Source organism: Achromobacter spanius (genome assembly GCF_029637605.1).
GTDB classification, from domain to species: domain Bacteria; phylum Pseudomonadota; class Gammaproteobacteria; order Burkholderiales; family Burkholderiaceae_B; genus Achromobacter; species Achromobacter spanius_E.
In genome coordinates this window covers 1,618,309-1,638,989 of record NZ_CP121261.1, presented here as the reverse complement: position 1 = coordinate 1,638,989, position 20,681 = coordinate 1,618,309, and the positions used below count along the sequence as shown (strand labels likewise).

General features: G+C 66.6%; 15 protein-coding genes and 1 pseudogene. 5 read left to right on the top strand and 11 right to left on the bottom strand.

Features of this window, described 5'->3' with window-relative positions; translation table 11 throughout:
• Positions 1 to 5: 5 nt before the first annotated feature.
• The 3 genes from P8T11_RS07170 to P8T11_RS07160 form a co-directional block, all read right to left on the bottom strand.
• On the bottom strand, positions 6 to 1,202 hold the full coding sequence (locus P8T11_RS07170; protein WP_268077599.1) for an acyl-CoA dehydrogenase family protein: 1,197 nt from the start codon (positions 1,200 to 1,202) through the stop codon (positions 6 to 8).
• An 18-nt stretch (positions 1,203 to 1,220) separates the two neighbouring features.
• On the bottom strand, positions 1,221 to 2,405 hold the full coding sequence (locus P8T11_RS07165) for an acetyl-CoA C-acyltransferase (RefSeq protein ID WP_268077600.1): 1,185 nt from the start codon (positions 2,403 to 2,405) through the stop codon (positions 1,221 to 1,223).
• A gap of 90 nt (positions 2,406 to 2,495) precedes the next feature.
• Positions 2,496 to 4,619 (bottom strand): 3-hydroxyacyl-CoA dehydrogenase NAD-binding domain-containing protein, encoded by a 2,124-nt coding sequence (locus tag P8T11_RS07160; protein WP_268077601.1) that lies wholly within the window; start codon positions 4,617 to 4,619, stop codon positions 2,496 to 2,498.
• A gap of 182 nt (positions 4,620 to 4,801) precedes the next feature.
• On the opposite strand from P8T11_RS07160, the gene P8T11_RS07155 reads away from it, so the two are divergent.
• The 4 genes from P8T11_RS07155 (at position 4,802) to sodC (ending at position 9,186) form a co-directional block, all read left to right on the top strand.
• Positions 4,802 to 5,731, top strand: coding sequence for a LysR family transcriptional regulator (locus P8T11_RS07155; protein ID WP_268077602.1), 930 nt, complete (start codon positions 4,802 to 4,804; stop codon positions 5,729 to 5,731).
• 107 nt (positions 5,732 to 5,838) lie between these two features.
• On the top strand, positions 5,839 to 7,083 hold the full coding sequence (locus P8T11_RS07150; protein ID WP_268077603.1) for an AI-2E family transporter: 1,245 nt from the start codon (positions 5,839 to 5,841) through the stop codon (positions 7,081 to 7,083).
• Positions 7,084 to 7,273: 190 nt separating this feature from the next.
• A complete protein-coding gene (locus P8T11_RS07145) occupies positions 7,274 to 8,515 on the top strand; it encodes a DUF445 domain-containing protein (protein ID WP_268082424.1) in 1,242 nt (413 codons plus the stop codon).
• Between the two features lie 146 nt (positions 8,516 to 8,661).
• Positions 8,662 to 9,186, top strand: a complete 525-nt coding sequence (sodC, locus tag P8T11_RS07140) for a superoxide dismutase [Cu-Zn] SodC (RefSeq protein WP_268077604.1) — start codon at positions 8,662 to 8,664, stop codon at positions 9,184 to 9,186.
• A 59-nt stretch (positions 9,187 to 9,245) separates the two neighbouring features.
• Here the strand turns inward: sodC and P8T11_RS07135 are convergent.
• From P8T11_RS07135 to P8T11_RS07100, 8 genes and pseudogenes are all read right to left on the bottom strand, one after another.
• Positions 9,246 to 10,479: pseudogene (locus tag P8T11_RS07135) on the bottom strand (MFS transporter).
• 124 nt (positions 10,480 to 10,603) lie between these two features.
• Complete coding sequence (gene map / locus P8T11_RS07130; protein ID WP_268077605.1) at positions 10,604 to 11,395, bottom strand: type I methionyl aminopeptidase; 792 nt, start codon at positions 11,393 to 11,395, stop codon at positions 10,604 to 10,606.
• Positions 11,396 to 11,638: a ParD-like family protein gene (locus tag P8T11_RS07125; RefSeq protein ID WP_050446659.1), complete on the bottom strand. Its 243-nt coding sequence runs from the start codon at positions 11,636 to 11,638 to the stop codon at positions 11,396 to 11,398. It lies immediately after the preceding gene.
• Positions 11,639 to 11,722: 84 nt separating this feature from the next.
• A complete protein-coding gene (locus P8T11_RS07120; RefSeq protein WP_268077606.1) occupies positions 11,723 to 13,636 on the bottom strand; it encodes a B12-binding domain-containing radical SAM protein in 1,914 nt (637 codons plus the stop codon).
• Positions 13,637 to 13,827: 191 nt separating this feature from the next.
• Positions 13,828 to 14,589, bottom strand: coding sequence for a DUF2894 domain-containing protein (locus P8T11_RS07115; RefSeq protein ID WP_418910244.1), 762 nt, complete (start codon positions 14,587 to 14,589; stop codon positions 13,828 to 13,830).
• Positions 14,582 to 15,229, bottom strand: a complete 648-nt coding sequence (locus P8T11_RS07110) for an OmpA family protein (protein WP_268077607.1) — start codon at positions 15,227 to 15,229, stop codon at positions 14,582 to 14,584. Before P8T11_RS07110 ends, P8T11_RS07115 begins: the two co-directional genes overlap by 8 nt.
• Entirely contained in the window at positions 15,226 to 18,456 is a 3,231-nt protein-coding gene (locus P8T11_RS07105) for a DUF802 domain-containing protein (RefSeq protein WP_268077608.1), read from the bottom strand. The genes P8T11_RS07110 and P8T11_RS07105 overlap by 4 nt, the downstream gene beginning before the upstream one ends.
• A 10-nt stretch (positions 18,457 to 18,466) precedes the next feature.
• Positions 18,467 to 19,186: a DUF3348 domain-containing protein gene (locus P8T11_RS07100; protein ID WP_268077609.1), complete on the bottom strand. Its 720-nt coding sequence runs from the start codon at positions 19,184 to 19,186 to the stop codon at positions 18,467 to 18,469.
• Between the two features lie 243 nt (positions 19,187 to 19,429).
• On the opposite strand from P8T11_RS07100, the gene P8T11_RS07095 reads away from it, so the two are divergent.
• Positions 19,430 to 20,659, top strand: coding sequence for a helix-turn-helix domain-containing protein (locus P8T11_RS07095; RefSeq protein ID WP_268077610.1), 1,230 nt, complete (start codon positions 19,430 to 19,432; stop codon positions 20,657 to 20,659).
• Positions 20,660 to 20,681 lie beyond the last annotated feature (22 nt).

The following is a 20,681-nucleotide window of genomic DNA, read 5'->3' as shown; positions in this document are numbered from 1 at the left end:
GGCCCTTACAGTCCCAAGATCATCTTCGAGATGATGTTTTTCTGAATTTCATTGGAGCCGCCGAAGATCGACAGCTTGCGGTTGTTGAAGTACTGCGCCGCCGCGCTGTCAGCGCCTTCGGGGCCGATGGGCGCTGCGTCGTAGCCGTCGTGCAGCGCTTCGGGTACGAAGGGGCGCGCGTACGGACCCATGGCGCGGCGGTTCAATGCCGTGATTTCCTGGCGGATCTGTGTGCCGCGTATCTTCAGCATCGAGCTTTCGGCGCCGGGGGCGCCGCCGCCCGCCACCGCCGCGACCACGCGCAGGTTGGTGGTGCGCATATTGGCCAGTTCAATTTCCACGCGCGCCAGGCGGGCGGCAAAGTCGGGGTCTTCGGCCAGGGGGCGGCCGTTCTTTTTCTGCTTGGCGGCCACCGCTTTCAGGCGTTCCAGCGCGGCGGTGGATTGGCCCACGCCGGCAATGTTGGTGCGTTCGTAGGTCAGCAGGTATTTGGCGCAGGTCCAGCCCCGGTTTTCTTCGCCCACCAGATTGTCGACGGGCACGCGCACATCGGAAAAGAACACTTCGTTGACTTCGTGTTCCCCGTCCAGCGTGATGATGGGGCGCACTTCAATGCCCGGGCTGTTCATGTCGATGAGCAGGAAGCTGATGCCTTCCTGGCGCCGGCCTTCCTGCGAGGTGCGCACCAGGCAGAAAATCATGTTGGCGTACTGGCCCAGCGTGGTCCAGGTTTTTTGCCCGTTGACGATGTAGTGGTCGCCGTCGCGCACGGCAGTGGTCTTGACCGAAGCCAGGTCGGAGCCCGCGCCGGGTTCGGAATAGCCCTGGCACCACCAGTCGCTGCCGTCCAGAATGCGCGGCAGCCAGTACTGGCGCTGCGCTTCATTGCCGTACTTGATCAGCACAGGCCCCAGCATGCTCAGGCCGAAGGGCACGATGCGGGGCGCGGCGGCCAGCGCGCATTCGTTATCGAAGATGAATTTTTGCGTGGCGCTCCAGCCGGTGCCGCCGTATTCCACGGGCCAGTGGCTGGCCAGCCAGCCTTGCTGGTTCAGGATGGCGTGCCATTCCACCATGTCGTCTTTCGTGAGCAGCTTGCCCAGGCCCACCTTGTCGGAAAGGCGCCGGGGCAGCTTGGCCGCCAGGAAGGCGCGCACGTCGTCGCGGAAGGCGTTTTCTTCGGGGGTGAATTCCAAGTCCATGTCGGTCCTTAGTGCATATCAAGCATAGATTTCAAACAGGCCCGCTGCGCCCATGCCGCCGCCGATGCACATCGTGACGACGGCATAGCGGGCGCCGCGACGGCGGCCTTCGATCAGCACATGGCCGGCCAGGCGCGCGCCGGTGACGCCAAACGGGTGACCCAGCGCAATGGAGCCGCCGTCCACGTTCAGGCGGTCCATGGGGATGCCCAGCTTTTCCTGGCAATACAGCGCTTGCGACGCAAATGCCTCGTTCAGTTCCCACAGGTCGATGTCGTCGACCTTCAAGCCGTGGCGCGCCAGCAGCTTGGGCACGGCGTAGACGGGGCCGATGCCCATTTCGTCGGGCTCGCAGCCGGCAATGGCCAGGCCCCGGAACGCGCCCAGCGGGCGAATGCCAGCGCGCTCGGCGTCGCCCGCTTCCATCAGCACCAAGGCGGCCGCGCCGTCGGACAGTTGCGAGGCATTGCCGGCCGTGACGAACTGGCCTTCGCCGCGCACGGGCGCAAGGCTGGCCAGCGCTTCGTAGGTGGTGCCTGGGCGGTTGCAGGTGTCTTTGTCCACCGTGACTTCGCGTTCGCTGACGACGCCCGTGGCGCGGTCGGTGACGGACATGGTGGTGGTGACGGCGATGATCTCTTCGCGGTAGCGGCCAGCGGCCTGCGCGGCTTCGGTGCGCGCCTGGCTTTGCGCGGCAAAGCGGTCTTGCGCTTCGCGGCTGATGCCGTAGCGGGCGGCCACGATGTCGGCGGTTTCGATCATGGGCAAATAGAGTTCGGGCTTGTTCGCCAGTATCCAGGGGTCCATGCCGCTGACGCCGTCGTCGCGCGTGCGGATCTGCGATACCAGTTCCACGCCGCCCGCGATCACGGCCGGGGCGCCGTCCATCACGATGCGGCCGGCGGCCGACGCAATGGCTTGCAGGCCCGAGGCGCAGTAGCGGTTGATGGTGGCGCCGCCTACGCTGACCGGCAGGCCGGCGCGGATGACGGCTTGCCGGCCGATATTGCGGCCCGTGGCGCCTTCGGGGTAGCCGCAGCCGATGAAGGCGTCTTCGATCAGGGCGGGGTCGATGCCGGCGCGGTCAACGGCGGCGCGCACGGCGTGCGCAGCCAGCGTGGGGCCGGCGATCTGGTTGAATTCGCCGCGCCCCGCCTTGGTGATGGGGGTGCGGGCGGTAGAGACGATGACGGCTTCGCGCATAAGGGTTCCAGTCGAAAGTGGGGTGAGTCAGCGATCAAAGGGCTGCTATCAAGGGGCTGCGATCACAGGTTCGCGATCGGGCAGCCGTGATCAGGCAGCCTGATTCAGGCTGGCGAAGTTGCGGCCGGATTCGGCCAGGCGCACCAATAGCGGCGACGGCTTCCAGAACGCCGGGTCTTCCTGCGCATAGGCGCGGATGTCGGCCAGCACACGGTCCAGGCCCACGCTGTCGGCGTAGTGCATCGGGCCGCCGTGGTGGCGCGGAAAGCCGTAGCCGGACAGGAACACCACGTCCACATCGGACGGGCGCAGCGCAATGCCCTGGTCCAGCACGTTGGCGGCTTCGTTGATCATCGCGGCCAGGTAGCGGCGCTGGATGTCTTCGTGCGTGAACGGGCGCGGCGTAACGCCGGCGCGGCGGCGTTCGTCGTCGATGATGGCCAGCACTTCCGGGTCCGGCGTGCCCACGCGCGCGCCATCGGGGTACAGGTAAAAGCCACGGCCCGTCTTCTGGCCGAACCAGCCGCGTTCGCACAGGCGGTCGGGAATCTGCACATAGCGCAAGGCCGGGTCGCGGGTGGCGGCGCGGCGCTTGCGGGTGGCCCAGCCGATGTCGCCACCGGCCAGGTCGGCCATCTGATAGGGGCCCATGGGGTAGCCGAACTCGCGCACGGCGGCGTCGATGTCGTAGGGCGACGCGCCGTCTTCCATCATCATGTCCGCCGCCTGCCGGTGCACGGCCAGGATGCGGTTGCCGATGAAGCCGTCGCACACGCCCGCGCGCACGGGCGTCTTGCGCAGTTTGCGCGCCAGTTCGAAGCCGGTGGCCACCGTGTCGGGCGCGGTCTGCTCGCCCACCACGATTTCCAGCAGCTTCATGATGTTGGCCGGTGAAAAGAAGTGCAGGCCCAGTACGTTGCCCGGATGTCGCGTGGCGGTGGCGACGCGGTTCACGTCCAGGTACGACGTGTTGGTGGCCAGCACCGCGCCGGGCTTGGCCACGCGGTCCAGTTCGGCGAACACGGCCAGCTTCACGTCCATGTCCTCGAACACGGCTTCGATGATCAGGTCGGCGTCATTCAGGGCGTCGTAGGTGGTGGCGCCGGTCAGGCGCGCCAAGCGGGCGTCGCGTTCCTCTTGCGTGATGCGGCCTTTCTTGACCAGCAGGTCGTATACCTGCGCCACACGCGCGCGGCCACGTTCCAGCGCGGCATCGTCCTGCTCAACCATCACCACGGGCAAGCCGGCGTCCAGCACCGATACTGCGATGCCCGCGCCCATCGTGCCGCCGCCCACCACGCCGATCTTGTTCAGGGCGCGCGCCTTGCCTTCTTTCAGTTCGGGGACCTTGGCGGTTTCACGCTCGGCAAAAAATGCGTGCACCAGGCCGGCGCGCTGCGGGCTGTCCAGGCATTGCAGGAACAGCGCGCGTTCGGTGCGCAGGCCCTCGTCAAAGGGTTGTTCGATGGCGGCACGCACGGCATCGACGATCTTCTCGGGCGAATACAGGCCGCGCAGGGTCTTGGCGATGCGCTCGCCGGCGGCGGCGGCTTCGGCCAGGGCGGCGGCCTTGTCGGCCAGTGCGGCGGTGGCGTCACGGCTGCGGCGGGGGCCGGCGTCTTCGGCCAACAGTTGGCGGGTGTAGGCCAGGCCCGCCGTCAGTGGGTCATTGCCTTCGGCCAGCGTATCCACCAGCCCGGCGCGCAGCGCGGCGTCGGCCGACAGGTGTTTGCCCGACAGCATCAGGTCCAGCGCGGCGGCGGCGCCAATCAGGCGGGGCGTGCGTTGCGTGCCGCCCGCGCCCGGCAGCAGGCCCAGGTTTACCTCGGGCAAGCCCAGCTTGGCGCTGGCGAGCGCCAAGCGATAGTGCGCGGCCAATGCCACTTCCAGCCCGCCGCCCAGCGCCGCGCCGTGCAGCGCGGCCACCACCGGCTTGGTGCTGGCTTCAATCTGGTTGCAGACGTCGGGCAGGGCGGGCGGCTTGGGCGGCTTGCCGAATTCGCGGATGTCGGCGCCGGCGATGAAGTTCTTGCCCGCGCCCACCAGCAGAATGGCGCGTACGTCGGGGTCGGTTTGCGCGGCCTGGATGGCGTCGGCCAGGCCGCGACGCACGTCCGCGCTTAGCGCGTTGACCGGAGGGTGGTCCAGGGTAATGACCAGGATGTCTTCGTCGCGGCGCGCGTGGGCGGCGCCGGCAGTGCTGCTGTCCGTCATGGGTCCTTGTCTCCTTAGTGGCGTCCGCCGTCGCGGCGCCTGGCAAGCCGGAAAAACCGCTTGTCTTGTTTTGCGTGTATCGCTTAGTTCTTTATTCTTTCCCAGTAAAGATGTCTTGACAATGACATCAGGAATTGACACGACGGATAAAAAAATTTGACAATCCGGCCCAAGGAGACGCCATGGACACCAAATCCTTGACCTTGCTGGTCGATATCCTCGACGCCGGCAACTTGAGCGAAGCCGCGCGCCGGCTGAAGATGACCCGCGCCAACGTCAGCTACCACCTGAATCAGCTAGAGCGGTCTGTGGGCATGCAGCTGGTGCGGCGCACGACGCGCCATGTGGAAGCCACCGAGATCGGGCTGAAGCTGTATCAGCATGGCCGCAGCATCCAGGACGAACTGGTCGCCGCGCGCGAGGCGGTCGACACCCTGGGCAAGACGCCGCAAGGCAAGGTGCGGCTGAGCGTGCCCAGCGGCTATGGGCAGTTTGTGATGACGCCCTGGCTGCTGGAGTTCAAGCAGGCGTATCCGGATATCGTCCTGGACGTGCTGTTCGAGAACAGCGTCGACGACCTGCTGCGCGACGAGGTCGATATCGCGGTACGCATCATGTCCGAGCCACCCCAGAACCTGGTGGCGCGTGAATTGGGGTTGGTGCGCTACGTGGCGTGCGCGTCCAAAGCCTATGCCGAGGCCCGGGGCCTGCCGCAACGGCCCGAGGACCTGGGCCAGTCGCCCATCATCAGCGCGGCCGTCATTGGCCGGCCGCTGCGGCTGTCGGCCTACTATGGCGGCCAGCCGCGCCAGCACGTGGTGCTGGAACCCACGGTCATTTCGCGCAACTACGCCTTTCTGCGAGACGCCATCCGCGCCGGCCTGGGGGTGGGCGTGGTGCCTGACTACGTGGTGCACGACGACATTGCGCGCGGCGAGTTGCTGGCCGCGCTGGCGCAATGGCGGCTAAGCATCTTCGGGCGTGGCATGTACATGCTGTACATGCCCAATCGGCACCATCCGCGCGCGATTTCCATGCTGATCGAATTCATTCTGGAACGCGCGCAGCGCGACCACGAAGGGCAGGCGGGGCTGCTGGCGGTGAAGGGCTAAAAGGCGAGGCTTAACACAGGGCTAAAAGCAAGCCGAAAACAAGCCGAATACCGCCAGGCACGATACTTGCTGTCCGCGTTCACCAAAATGAAATACGAGGGGACGGGATGGAAAGCGCGACGCCGGCGAAGGTGACGCCGGAAAAGATCACGCCGGAAAAAGTGGCGCCGGAAACAATGTCGCCCGAAGAACGGGCGGCGGAAAAGTCCGGGCCGGACGATCGCGCCTCGGAAGAAAAAGCCACCGTCCAAGACGCCGGCATCATTCCCGAGCCCGCGCCCAACGTCATGCACGTCTGGGCGCGCGGCGCCTGTCTGACCACGCTGACCGTGCTGGCCGTGTTGTTTTCCTTGAAGATGGCGCAGGAATTCATCGTGCCCGTGGTGATGTCGATTGTCGTGGCGTATGCGCTGGACCCTGCCGTGACCCTGATGGAGCGGGTGCGCCTGCCGCGCCCGGTCGGCATCATCATCCTGATGGCGGTAATTGCCTTCGGTCTGGCGGGCCTAATCTATGCCACCCAAAGCCAGGTCAACTCCATCGTGCAGGCCTTGCCCGAGATATCGGGCAAGATCTCGCGCACGCTGGGCGACTTTGCCAGCGGTGACGGGTCGCTGATTGAACGCCTCAAGGGCGCGGCCAGCGTGCTGCAGGACACCGGCGGCGTGCAACCCGGCCGCCAGGTGGTGGTGGCCAAGTCCGACGCGGGCTTCAGCGAATTCCTGCTGTGGGGCTCCAAGGGGCTGGCCACCTTCCTGGGCCAGGCGACCATGAGCGTGTTCCTGGTGTTCTTCCTGCTGTTGTCGGGCAATGCGTTCAAGCGCAAGTTCGTGAAGGTGGCGGGCAAGACCTTGTCGCAGAAGAAGATCAGCGTGCACATGCTGGACCAGATCAACAATTCGATTCACATGTACATGGCGATGATGCTGGTCACGAACGTGGCGCTGGGCGTGCTGTCGTGGGGGGCGTTTCGCCTGTTGGGCCTGGAAAACGCCGCCACCTGGGCGGTGGTGGCGGGCGCCTTGCACATCATCCCGTACTTCGGTCCGCTGATGACGGCGGTGGGCACGGGGGTGGCGGCGCTGATTCAGTTTGGCGAGATCGGGCCGGCGCTACAGGTCGCGGGCAGCTCGGTGGCCATTGCGTTGCTGATCGGCGTGCTGGTCACCACCTGGATGTCAGGCCGCATCGCCAAGATGAATTCGGTGGCCGTCTTCATGATGCTGCTCTTGTTCACCTGGCTGTGGGGCATCTGGGGCACGCTGCTGTCCGTGCCCATCGCGTTTATCGCCAAGGTGGTGGCGGACCACATTGAAGGGCTGGAGGCCGTGTCGGAGTTCCTGGGCGAGTAGCGCAGTTGTTATGCTGACGCCTCGCTTGCCACGCCGAAGTTGTCACGCAAAAGCCGCCATGCCTGATAAGCCCGAACCCGCCGACACGTCCCAGACCTCCGACTTGGCGCCCCAGCCCGGACGGGCCGCCGCCGCGTTCGCCACGCATTCCACCTTGGCTTCCGACGCGCGCCGCACGCAGTTGCGGCGCATGAAAATCGCCGCACTGGCGCTGCTGGTGGCCATGGTTTGCGGCTTCATCACCAGCCATGTCATGGGCGGGCAGGGTGCGTGGGCCTGGGTGCGGGCGTTTTGCGAAGCGGCCACGGTGGGCGCGCTGGCCGATTGGTTCGCGGTGGTGGCGCTGTTTCGCCGTCCGATGGGCTTGCCGATTCCGCACACCGCCATCATCCCCAGCAACAAAGACCGCATCGGCGACAACCTGGCCGTGTTCGTGCGCGACCACTTCCTGGACCCCGACACGCTGATGGAAAAGCTGCGCGTGTTCGACCCCGCCACGCGGCTGTCGCGTTGGCTGGTTCGGCCCAAGCAGGCGCATGCCTTGAGCGACGGTGCGCGCCGCGTGGCGCTGCAAACGCTGGACATGCTGGACGACCACGCCGTGCGCGGGGTGATCCAGGAATTCGTGAAGAACCTGCGCGGCTGGGACGCGGCGGGCACCGTTGGCGAAGTGCTGGGCCTGTTGACGCGCGACGGGCGCCACCAGGAACTGCTGGATGCGGCCATGGAACGCCTGGGCGGCTACCTGGGCGAAGACGATGTGAAGGAACGCGCGTCCAAGCTGCTGGTGAAGTTTGCCCGCAAGGAATGGCCACGCATCATCGCGGCGGTGGACGTGGTGAAGTCGGTGGACGGCATTGCCGACAACCTGGCCGACCGCCTGGCCATGGCCTTGATGGACGAGCTGCGCGACGTGTTGTCCGAACCCGACCATCCCGTGCGGCGCGACTACGAAGCCTGGGTGCTGGATTACATCGAACGCCTGAAGACCGACCCGGCCTTGTCGGCCCAGGTTGAAGCCCTGAAGCAGCGCGCCATCGACCACCCCAAGGTGCAGGAATACGTGCAAGGCCTGTGGGACGACATCCACGCCGCGTTGCGGCGCGACCTGTCCGACGAAAACTCGGCGCTGGCCGGCCATCTGGAACGCGCCATGCTGGCGCTGGGCCGCAAGCTGGGCGAAGACCCAAGCCTGCGCGACGCCATCAACAGCCACGTGATGGGCAGCGCGCGCCGCCTGACCGGCCGGCTGCGCATCGGCGTGACCGAACACATTTCACGCACGGTGAAGAACTGGGACGAACGCCATCTGGTCGACGAGCTGGAACTCAGCGTGGGGCGCGACCTGCAATACATCCGCTTCAACGGCACGCTGGTCGGCGGGCTGATCGGTGTTGCGCTGCACGCGCTGGTGCTGCTGGTGAATCGTTAAGAAGCCTGATCGCTTGTATCAGGAAGGAAGAATGCTGGTGCGCCGACTTGCCCCGGTGCTATTGTTTTCTGCGCCCTGGGCCAGGCGGCAAGGTTCGTGCTGGCCGGGCATCCGCACCTTGCGTGCATGATTCCAGGAGGCACTTCATGAAGAAAATCTCGATGCTTGTCGCGGCGCTGACGATGGCGGGCGCGTCTGGCGCCGCGTTGGCCGAAGACGTTTCGATGTCATTCCTGACCGCCGACGGCCTGGGTAAACGCGCCGGCACGATTTCACTGAAGGACACCAAGGGCGGGCTGGAAATCACCCCCAACCTGAACGGCTTGAAGCCGGGCGAGCACGGCTTTCACGTCCACGAAAAGGGCTCCTGCATGCCGGGCATGGTGAACGGCAAGATGGCGCCTGGTGGCGCGGCGGGCGGGCATCTGGACCCGAAGGGCACCAAGGCGCACAAGGGGCCGATGGCCAAGGATGGGCACCAGGGCGACCTGCCGTTCATTACGGTGGCAGAAGACGGCACGGCCAAGAAGGCCGTGGTGGCGCCACACCTGAAGCTGGCCGACGTGAAAGGGCACGCGATGATGGTGCACATAGGCGGCGACAACTACAGCGACAAGCCCGAGCCGCTGGGCGGCGGAGGCGGGCGACTGATCTGCGGCGTGGTGAAGTAACGCAGGCGGCTGGCTGAAAGGTCAGCCGATCTTCTCAGCCGCGGGCGATCTCGACTATTTCATGCACTGACCGTGCGCGGCTGGCTCTGCAGCCGCGCAACGGGCGACGTGAACAACACCACGAACTGCACCAGAAAACCCGCCGCCGACACCCACAGGCAGGCGTCCAACCCGATGCGTGCGGCCAGCGCCGCGCCTATCAGCGCGCCCACGGGCCGCGCGCCGTAGGTGGCCGTCAGGATCACGGCCGATACGCGGCCCAGCAGCGCGTTCGGCGTGACGGCCTGGCGCAACGTCGTGGTGGTAATGGTCCACAGGATGGGGCCCGCCCCAAACAGGAAAAAGCCCGCCGCGGCCGCCACGCCCGACGGATACGCCAAGCAAGGTAAGCAGCAACAGGACGCTTGCCGCCAGGGCCGATAGCGGACCGGCCGCGATCATCGCGCCGAAGGACAGGCGGCGGGCCAGCCATGGCGCGGCCAGGGCGCCCGCCAGCATGCCGCCGCCGTATACGCCCAAGGTGATGCCCACTCCGGTCGCGCTCAAGCCGAGGCGGTCGATGGCGTACACCACGTACACGGCTTGCAGCACGAACCAGGCGGTATTGAAGAACACCGCCGTGACCAGCACGGGACGCAGCAGCGGGTGCGTGGCGACGAACGCCGCGCCTTCGCGCAATTCGGTCAAGGGATGGCGGCGAGCCGGGTTCCCGCTACCCGCCGACCCGTCCCGAGGCAAGCCCGCCAATAGCGCCGCCGCCAGCAGCGACAAGGTGGTGGCCAGCACGTAGGCGATGGGCGCGCCCATCCAGCCGACCAGCGCGCCGCCCGCCGCCGGCCCCGCCGCGAACGCGCTGCTGCGCGCCAGTTCCAGCCAGCGGTTGGCGCTGGCCAATTCGCTGGCGGGCACCAGCCGGGGCAGCAAGGCCGGCGCGGAGACGTTGTATGCCACGGTGCCCACCGCGCCCAGAAAGCCCAGCGCGGCCAGCCAGGCCAGGTTCAGGCCCCCCATCCACAATAAGGCCAGCAGCCCCAGCAGGCTGGCGGCGCGCACGCATTCGGCAGCGGTCATCAGCGCTTTGCGCGACATGCGGTCGGCCAGCACGCCCGCCGGCATCGACAGCAGCAGAAAGGGCAAGGTTTGCGCGGCTTGCAGCGTGCCGGTCTGCGCGGCGGTGGCGCCCAGCGCCAGCACGGCGACCAGCGGCGCGGCCGCCAGCGCCATCTGTTCAGAGAGTTGGGCGGCCAGGTTGGACGCGGCCAGACGGCGGAATGCTAGGGGCAGGGCGGGCATGGGGGAGCAGACGCGGCGCCGAAAACGGCAAGGGCACGATCATGATCGTGCCCTTGGCGGCTTGCACTCCGGTCCTTGCCATGGACGGGTGCGGTCAGGAAAGGCGGGGTTCAGGAAAGGCGCTTCAAGGAATCGGCGGATAGTCGCCGTAGCCGTCCGGCCAGGGCGTCAGCACCTCGTAGCCGGTGTCGGTCACCACCACCATGTGTTCCCATTGCGCCGATAGCGAACGGTCTTTGGTGACCACGGTCCAGCCGTCGGGCAACTGCTTGGTGGCCGGCTTGCCCGCGTTGATCATGGGTTCGATGGTGAACATCATGCCGGGTTGCAGCACCAGCCCTTCGCCGGGCCGGCCGTAGTGCAGCACCTGCGGTTCGTCGTGGTAGATCTGGCCGATGCCATGGCCGCAGTATTCGCGCACGATGGAAAAGTGTTCGCGGTGCGCCACGGTCTGGATGGCGTGGCCGATGTCGCCCAGCGTGGCGCCCGGCTTCACGGCCATGATGCCGGCGCGGGTGGCTTCATAGGTGGTGTTGACCAGGCGGCGCGCCAGCGGGCTGGGTTGGCCCACGTAGTACATGCGGCTGGTGTCGCCAAACCAGCCGTCCTTGATGACGGCCACGTCGATGTTCAGGATGTCGCCGTTTTTCAGCACCTTGGGCCCGGGAATGCCGTGGCAGATCACATGGTTGACCGACGCGCAGATGGTCTTGGGAAAGCCGTGGTAGCCGACATTGGCCGGAATGGCTTTCAGCACATTGACGATGTATTCGTTGCAGATGCGGTCAATCTCGTCGGTGGTGACGCCGGGGCGCACGTGTTCGCCGATCATGTGCAGCACTTCGGCCGCCATGGCGCCGGCCTTGCGGGCCATTTCAATATCAGCGGCGGACTTGATGGAAACCTTGCGTGCCATTTACGCGACCTCCTGGGCCGCGTCCGGCAGCCGCCGGGACAGGGAGGCAATGGTGAAGCCTTCGCCCTGTTCAATGCGGATCAGCAACTGGCAGATGTCCGCGTGGCGCAGTTCGGGATAGAGCTCGGACAGCATGCCGATGCGCATCCAGTGTTCGGCTTGGGAATTGATCGAGCGGCTGAGGGCGCCGCTGGCGACGCGCAGATTCTCATGCATCTGCTCAGAGATTTTGACGAGGCCCATAAAGAATGATCCATATATGGTTTGTATATGGATCGTATGGTACAGCGCGACGGGGGCCTCGTGCAAATCAAGGCTGCCCCGGCGTCAGCCTTGCTGGCTGAGCGCCCGCGCGATCCGGTTCTTCGACACCGTGGTTTTCGGCACCTTGAACGGAAACCACGTCCGCACGTCTTCATCCAGGCCGATGCCGTGCATGTAGTTGTAGATGGCTTTCTTCAGCGCGCGGCCCAGCGCATCGTGATCCACGCCCGTGGGGTCATGAAAACCGATGTCGTTCTTGGCGAAGGTAACGGGCGGCAGCGGTTGCAGCGTTACCCCGTATTCCTCGGGGTTCTTGCCCACCGGCGAATGCACCGTACAGGCAAAGCGATGGAAGAACCCGCTTTGGATGCAGTCGTTGGCAAAAAGTTGGCGCACGTATTCCAGCGCATCCACGGTGTCTTGCACCGTCTGCGTCGGAAAGCCGTACATCAGATAGGCATGCACCAGGATGCCGGCGTCCGAAAACGCGCGCGTAACGCGGGCCACCTGGTCGACCGACACGCCTTTCTTCATCAGGTTCAGCAAGCGGTCGGACGCCACTTCCAAACCGCCCGATACCGCGATGCAGCCGCTGTCGGCCAGCAGTTCGCATAGTTCGGGGCTGAAGGTTTTTTCGAAGCGGATGTTGCCCCACCACGAAATGCCTGCATTGCGCTCAATGAGTTCGGTGGCCAGCGCCTTGAGCGACTTGGGCGGCGCGGCCTCGTCCACAAAATGGAACCCGGTCTGCCCGGTTTCGCGCACGATGGCTTCGATGCGGTCGGCCAGTACGGACGCCGACGCGCCTTCATAGCGGCCGATGTAGTCCAGGCTGACGTCGCAGAAGCTGCATTTTTTCCAGTAGCAGCCATGCGCCACGGTCAGCTTGTTCCAGCGCCCGTCGCTCCAGAGGCGGTGCATGGGGTTCAGCATGTCCAGCAGCGACAGGTAGCGGTCCAGCGGCAGGCCGTCCCAGGTGGGCGTGCCCACTTCCGCGAAGGCCACGTCGGGCTCCACCAGGTTCACGTACTGCACGGCGCGGCTGTCCGGGTTGCGCACAAACGTGCGCACCAGACGCTGGCGCGAGCGCTTGCCCTGCACGTGTTCCAGCAAGGCCAAGAGCGGGCGTTCGCCGGCATCCAGGCAGACGAAGTCAAAGTAGTCGAACACGCGCGGGTCTTTCAGTTCGCGCAGTTCTGTATTGACGAAGCCGCCGCCCAGCACGGTGACGATGCTGGGGTCTTGCGCCTTGATGGTCTGCGCGATCCGAAACGCCGCGTATACCGCGCCGGGAAACGGCACCGACAACAGCACGATCGTCGGCGCGTGGCGCGCCAGGGCTTCGGTCGTCAGTTCGCGCAAGGTGTCGTCCACTAGCGTGGGCGCACTGGTCAGGGCGTTGGCCAAGGGGTCGAACGTGGGCTGGCTGCCTGCCAGTGATTCGGCATAGCGCACGAATTCAAAGCGATCGTCCACCGCGTCGCGCAGCACGTCCGCCAAATCGTTCAGGTACAGCGTGGCCAGGTGCTTGGCGCGGTCTTGAAGCCCCAGCGCGCCGAAGGCCCAACCCAGCGGGTCGCCGCCGTCTTCGTCCATGTAGACGTCCAGCGTGCTGAAACGCGGGCCTTCGGGCAGGAAGTGGCGGCCCACGATGCGGTGCGCCAGCGTGGAATCGCGCCCTTGCAAGAACGCGATAGTTGGCCCGATGGTGGCCAGGTAGCGCGGCTGCATCGCCACGAAGGCCTGGATGGCGGGCGTGTGCTTTTCAAGCGGCAGCGCGTTGACCCGTTCCGCCACGGCGCGCAGGCCGTCCGCCGACAGCAGACGCAACACCAGCGCAAGCGCCAGGTCTTCCTGCACCGCGTTCACGTCGCGCGAACGCAGGAAACCGGTCAGGTAGGCGGTGGAGGGGTAGGGCGTATTCAGCTGCGTCATCGGGGGGATGATGGACAGCACGCGTAGGGGCAAGGTGGACATGAGGCACGGCATGGCTGCCGTCAAAGCGGAAGTTGGGACGATGGGTCGGGGCGACGGGCTTGGGGTACTGGGTTGCAGGCCTTGGCCCTGGGCGCTGACTTTGGCAATTATAGGCAGCGCGCGCTGTTGCCCGGATCGCGGGGCTGCCTGTGGGGGCGCTTGGGCAGGCCTATCGGCACGCTTGGTTACGCTTACCGCGCCTTCGCCCGCGACGTTTTCTTGGTGGCGCCCCGCGCGGCTTCCTTGGGGGCGGGCGCGGTGGCCGCGTGGATCTGCTCCATCCACATCAGCGCGTCCGTGTACGACAGGAACTGCTGCAGATAACCCGGCGATAGTTCTCGCATCAAGGACAGCGCACGGTGCACCAACTGGTTGGAATTGAGCGGGCCGGCATTCTTGTGCACCTGCTGCTGCGACTGCCGCACCTGCCGGTCAGCGCTGACGCGCGACCACACGGCGCGAAAGTATTCCAGCATCTGCACGTCGGGGTAAGCGTCGCGCAGGCCCAGCGCGTCGCGGTTCCAAGGGGAGGCGGCGTCCGCTGTGGTCTGGCCGGGGCCAGCGCCAGGGTCTGCCAGATACGCCAGCAAGCCGGCCAGCGTGTTGGGCGCGACGTCGGTGGGTTGCGCTGGCGGTGGCGCGGTTGGCTCGGCACCCGGTTCGGAGTTTGGCTTGGCATCCGGCTCGGCATCCGGTTTGGCACCCGGATGGGCATCCGCCTCGGCATCCAGCAACTGCGAGTAGGCATACATATGCCCCGCCAGCTTTTCATCCAGCAACTGCCGCGCCGGGCCGGCCAGCACGGCGGCGCGCCGCGCCATCGCTTGCAGGAAATGAAAGCGCACCGGGTCAGCCTGGTCGGCGCCTCCGTCGCGCCAAGCGTCCAGCATGGCCTGCGCATCCACAATGGCCTGCGCGTCCAGCGTGCCTTGGCTGCCGCCGTCACTACTCACGCGGCTTTCCCGGGGCATCGGCTTGCTTGGGGATGGGGGTGATTTCCACCCGGCGATTCTTGGCGCGGCCGTCCTCGTCGGCGTTGGACGCCACCGGCTGCTCCGACCCGAACGCCGCCGCGAACACCGTGGAAGACGGCACGCCTTCGTCGATCAAGGCGCGCGTGACCGTCAGGGCGCGCTGCGCCGACAAATCCCAGTTGTCCGCAAAGCGGCGGTTGCCCTCGTGCACCTGCTGGTTGTCGGTATAGCCGCTGACCATCAGAATTTCGTCGTGCGTTTTCAGGTACGTAGACAGCGGTTCAATCAGCGATTTCAGAATCTCGCGGCCTTCCGGCTGCAACTGGTCGGAGTTCAGCGCAAACAGCACGCTGCCACTGATGCCGATGCGGCCATTGACCAAGGTCACGCGGCCCGCTGCCAGCGGAACCGCCAGCGCCTGTTCCAGCGTTTCGCGGCGCTGCGTTTCTTCCTGGCGCTGCTTGACCTCTTCTTCCAGCTGCGTCGACAACTGCAACTGCATGCCGATCACGCTGACCAGGATCAGCACGAACGCGCCCAGCAGCACCGACATCAGGTCGCCGAAGACGGCCCAGGCGGGGGCGGAAGGCTCGATGCCGCCGTCGATGTCGTCGCTCATGCGGTTTCCGCGCTGGCGGCAGCGCGCTGGACGGCCAACTGCTGCAGGTTTTCAATAATCTGCTTTTGCGACATCAGGCTCAGGTCCACCACTTCGCGCGCCTGCGCCACGTAGTAGGACAGTTGCTCGTCGCCCCGCGCAATGGACTTGTCCAGCGCGGCTTCGATGCGTTGCAGGTGCGCCACCAGCGTGTTGTTGGACTCGCCGAACAACTGCACCGCCGCGCCGAACGATTCGCCCAGGCTGGCGACTTCCACTGCGCTGGTGGTGACGTGCGCCGCCACGTCCGTCAGCTTGCCGGTTTCGGCTTCGACGCGTTCGGTGAACTGCGTGCCCACGCGCTCCAGCAATTCGGCCGACGAGGCCAGCAGCGCGTCCACCGCCGAGCGTTGTTCGGCGGCGGTGTGGTTGACGGCGTTGAGCAAGGTGTCCAGCGTGTCCAGCAAACGGTTGCGCTCTTGCAGCATGTCGTTGTCGCGCACCATGCTGTCGGACAGCTTCTGGCGCAGTTCGCCGATGACGTCGGCGGCGGCCTTCGGCGCTTCCGACGCGGCCTGCACCAGGCGGCCGATTTCCGCAATGGTCTCGCTGGCGTGGGCTTGCGTTTGCGCGGTGATGCCGTGCGCGGTTTGCGCCAGCGTGTCGGCCAGCGCGGCCAGCTTGGCGGTCCAGGCGGACAGGCGTTCTTCGTCCTTGGCGGCCAGCGTTGCTTGCAGGTCCGCGTGCGACTGGTCCAGCGTGTGCAAGAGCGCTGTCGAGTGCTGCTCGAAGGTGGCCGCGGCCGCCTCCAGCGCCTGCTGATTGGCCTCGGCCAATTGCTGGCCTAGCTGTTCCTGGCGCGTCTGCGCGTCGGTCCAGGCTTGCGTGACCTGGCTGGCGGCGGTTTCCAGGCGCGTGGACACGCTTTCCAGCACGCCGGCCTGCGCCTGCGTCTGCGTCGTGATCTCTTGCGTGGCCTGTCCCAGCGCCTGCGTCAGTTCCTGCTGGCGGGTGGCGGCCTGCGCGCTGGCCAGTTCCCATTCCTGGCCCAGCGCGTCAGCCATGGCGGCCAGCTTGGCGGTCCAGGCCGACAAGCGTTCTTCGTCCTTGGCCGCCAGCGCGGCTTGCAGGTCCGCGTGCGATTGGTCCAGCGTGCGCAATAGCGCCGCCGAGTGCTGCTCGAACGCGGCGGCGGCGGTGCTCAGGGCTTGCTGGTTGTCGGCGGCCAGCTTCTCGCCCAGCTGCGCCTGGCGGGTCTGCGCCTCGGTCCAGGCCTGGGTCACGCTGCCGGCCGCGCTTTCCAGGCGGGTCGACACGCTGTCCAGCAGACGGGACTGTGCTTCGGTCTGGCCGGTGACGTTCTGCGCGGTCAGGGCCAGCGCGTCGCTGATTTCCTGTTGGCGCGCCACGCTCTGGTCGCCGGCTGCCTTCCATTCCTGGCCCAAGGTGGCGGCCATGGCGGCCAGCGTGTCGGTCCAGGCGGACAGACGTTCCTGGTCCTTGGCGGCCAGGGCCGCTTGCAGCTCGGCGTGCGACTGGTCCAGCGTGCGCAGCAGCGACGCCGAATGCGCCTCGAACGCGGCGGCCGCTGTCGTCAAGGCTTGCTGATTGTCTTGCGCCAGCTTCTCGCTGACTTGTTCGTGGCGGCTTAGCGCGCTGTTCCAGCGGTCCGACACGCTGTTGGCGGCGGCTTCCATGCGGGTCGACACGGCTTCCAGCACGCGGGCTTGCGCGGCGGCCTGGGCGTTGATGTCGCGCACGGTCTGCGCCAGCGTGTCGCTGATGGCCTGTTGGCGGTCGGCGGCTTGCGTGCCGGCCTGTTCCCATTCCTGGCGCAGCGTGGCGCCCATGGCGCCCAGGGTCTCGGCCCACGCCGCCAGGCGCTGTTGATCGCGCGAGGCCAGGTCCGATTGCAAGAGCGTGTGCGAATCGTTCAGCGTGCGCAGCAGCGACGCCGAGTGCTGTTCGAAGCTGGCGGCGGCGGCGGTCAGCGCTTGCAGGTTGTCGCCCGCCAGTTTTTCGCTGACGCGTTCCTGGCGCGACAGCGCGGAAGTCCAGGCTTCCGACATATTGCCCGACGACGCCTCCAGGCGCGCGGACACGCCGTCCAGCAGCGCGGCCGAGCGTTGCTCGAAGGTTTCGGCAAAGCGGTCCATCGAGTCGCGCAGGTCTTGCGCCAGCGTTTCGCTTGCGCGTTGCTGGCCGGCCAGCGCCTGGTTCCAGATGTCGGCCACGTTGGCGGTGGACGCCTGGAAGCCCGAGGTCAGGCTGCTCAGTTGTTGCTGCACGGCTTGCGCCACCGTGTCTTGCAGGCTGGCGGTTTCGCGCGACAGGCTTTCCATCGTGGCCTGCACGACCGGCTGCAAGGCCACCCCGGCGGAACGCGCGCTTTCGGCAACGCCTTCCTTCATGGACTGTTCCATCACTGACGCCAGTCGGGCGTAGGCGGCTTCGGCCTTGCCCTGAAAGGCGTCCTGGCTGGCCAATTGGCTGTCATTCATGGCGCGCGTCTGCTGCTCCATGTTCTGCATCATGGCTTGCAGGCGATCAACCAGCGTCGGCATGGCCTCGGCCTGGCGCTGCATGACTTCGGCCTGGCGTTGCAGCAGCTTGAAGGATTCTTCGCGCTGATAGCTTTGCGAATACACGCGCAAGGTGGTGGCGATCTTCGTGTCCAGCAGTTGCGCGGCCTGCACCCGTTCACGGCGGCACAGCGCGGCCAAGAGGCCCAGCATGGCGGACGTGGCCACCCCGGCAATCGACGTGCCGAACGCAAAACCCAGACCCTTGACCGGCGCGGCAAGCGACGCGCGGATGGCGCCCAGGTCGGTCGCGCTTTCCAGTGCCATGCCGGTGCCGCGCAGCGTGACGACCATGCCCAGGAACGTGCCCAGCATGCCCAGCAGCACCAGCAGGCCAACCAGATAGGGCGCCAGGGCCGGGCCGGGCAAGCCCACCCGTTCACCTTCAACGCGCAGGCGCGCGGCGTTGCGCAGGCTGGGGTGCAACTGGTCCAGCCAGGAAGTCAGGCTGGCGGGCGCTTCGGACAGCGCGGCGGTGGACCGCGCCAGGCTGGACGTGGCCTGCTGATAACGCAGCAGTTCCCAGGCGCCGGCCAGGTAACAGACCGCTATCAGCAGCGTCACGGCCAGTGCAAGCGGGTTGGACCCCGCGTAGCCCGCGCCAATCCAGCCCACAACGGCCAAACCGGCCAAAAACACAACGAAATTGATCAGAGTCTTGGACATGGTGTCCTGGTTAGCTGGCGCGAAGGGCGGCAAGCAGCCCTTCCACCGGTTGTAAACGTACATCCAATTCGGCAAGCAGAACGCTGCGCATATCCTTGCGGAATACGTCCAGCCACGCGCCTGGGGTGGCCGGCGCCTGTGCTTCCTCGGCCAGGCGCAAACGCTCGAAATGCCCTTGCAGCAGCTTCGGGATCGCGCCCAGCAGGGTGCGTTCCTTGGGCAGCAACGCGCGGTCCATGATGGCGTCCACCACGGCCAGCCGCGTCATCTCGCCATTCCGGGCGGCGACCATGCCGCGCAGGCGGCTGCGCAAATTTCCCACGCTGGTCTCCATCGTGTGCTGTAAGGACACGTACCGCTGACGAAAATTCGAGTAATCGGCCTGGGCTTCCTCGACCGCCGCCGACGGCTTGGCCGGCGCCTGTCCCGGCATGAGCCGCTTGGCGCTTGTGGCCGCCGTATCGCTGGCGATGGCGTCGGCCAGCGTCGTGCGCACGCGCACGCATTCACGCTCTTCGGCGCTGCTGAATACGCGCGCGCCGGGGGCGATCACCGGCGGGCTCGTGGTCAGGGCCGCGGACAGCGCGATCGCGTCCGTCCAACCGAGCCACTGGCTCAAATGGTCGGATAGCGATTGCCTGGATTCCGGAACGTCGACATCCGTCAGGCGAGTCAGCAAGCGAATGAGCGTCGGGCCGCTTAAACCTGTGCGCTGTGGGGCTTGCAACATACCACCAGAGTCAAAAAGGGGGGAGTTTACACGCTGGCAGGCTGCTTAAGGGTGGGGAAGGATGCGCTGTCTTATTAATGGGGTCACATCATGGGTGGCGTGGTCATGGGTTGCATCCGCAGGGGGGTGCATCATCAGGGGGGCATCGTCGTTCTGACGCTGGCATCCCCGCATTCGCGCCACCAGCAATGGTAGATTCAGTCGCAACCGGCATAGGCAAGGGCTGAAGGTGGCGAGACATTCATGGATTTGCTGATCACAAGCGCCGCGCGCGCCCTGGCGGCGGGCGACCCGCTGACCGCGCTGAACCACGTTGCGCTGCGCGATGACGCGCCCGCCTTGGCCTTGCGCGGCATCGCCATGGCGCAATTGGGTGACTTCGTTCGGGCCAAGGCCTTGCTGCGCCAGGCAGCCCGCGCGTTCGGCCCGGCGCATGCGTTGGCGCGCGCCCGCTGCATCGTGGCCGAGGCCGAAGTTGCGCTGGCCTCGCGTGACCTGGCCTGGCCCGAGAAATCGTTGGCGGCCGCGCGCGCCACGCTGGCCGCGCAGGGCGACGCCGTCAATGCGGCGCATGCCGCATATCTGGCGGCGCGACGCCTATTGATGCTGGGACGGCTGGATGATGCCGAGCAAACGCTGGCCAGCGTGGACGGCGACGCCGTGCCGGCCGCGTCCCGCGCCATGCATGAACTGATCGCGGCCGGCATCGCGCTGCGGCGCGTGCAGGCAGGGCGAGCCAGAGCGGCGCTGGCGCGCGCCGATCACGCCGCGCAGCAGTCGGGCATTGCCGCCTTGCAGGCCGAGGTGGATCACGCGGTGCAGACGCTGCGCGCGCCAGCCGCGCGTCTGGTCGCGCAAGACGGCGCCCGGGACCTGCTGCTGGACGAGGTGGAAACGCTGCTGGCATCCCCTGCGCTGATTGTCGATGCGTGCCGCAACGTCTTGCGCCAGAACGGCCAGACGGCGCCACTGGCCAGTCGCCCCGTGTTGTTCACGCTGGCGCGCATGCTGGCCGAGGCCTGGCCACAGGACGTGACCCGCGAACTGCTGATCGCCAAAGCTTTCCGCACCGGCTTTCAAGACGAGTCGCATCGTGTGCGGCTGCGCGTGGAAATAGGGCGCTTGCGCACGGCGATGCAAGGCATGGCGGACGTGAATGCCACGCGGCATGGCTTTGTGCTGCGCCCGCATGCGGACACGCAGGTCATGGTGCTTGCCCGTCCCGTCGATGTTGCGGACCGCGATCACGCGGCGGTGCTGGCCTGCCTGGTGGACGGGCAGGCGTGGTCCAGTTCGGCCCTGGCATTGGCCTTGGGCGCCAGTCAGCGCACGGTGCAGCGGGCCTTGGATGCGTTGGCGGCGTCGGGCCAGGCGCAGCCGCTGGGCCATGGCCGCGCGCGGCGCTGGACGACGCCGGCGGTGCCGGCATTCACGACAAGCTTGTTACTCCCCACGCTGGTGCCCGGCCTGTAGCATGGATTCACCCCATTACAAG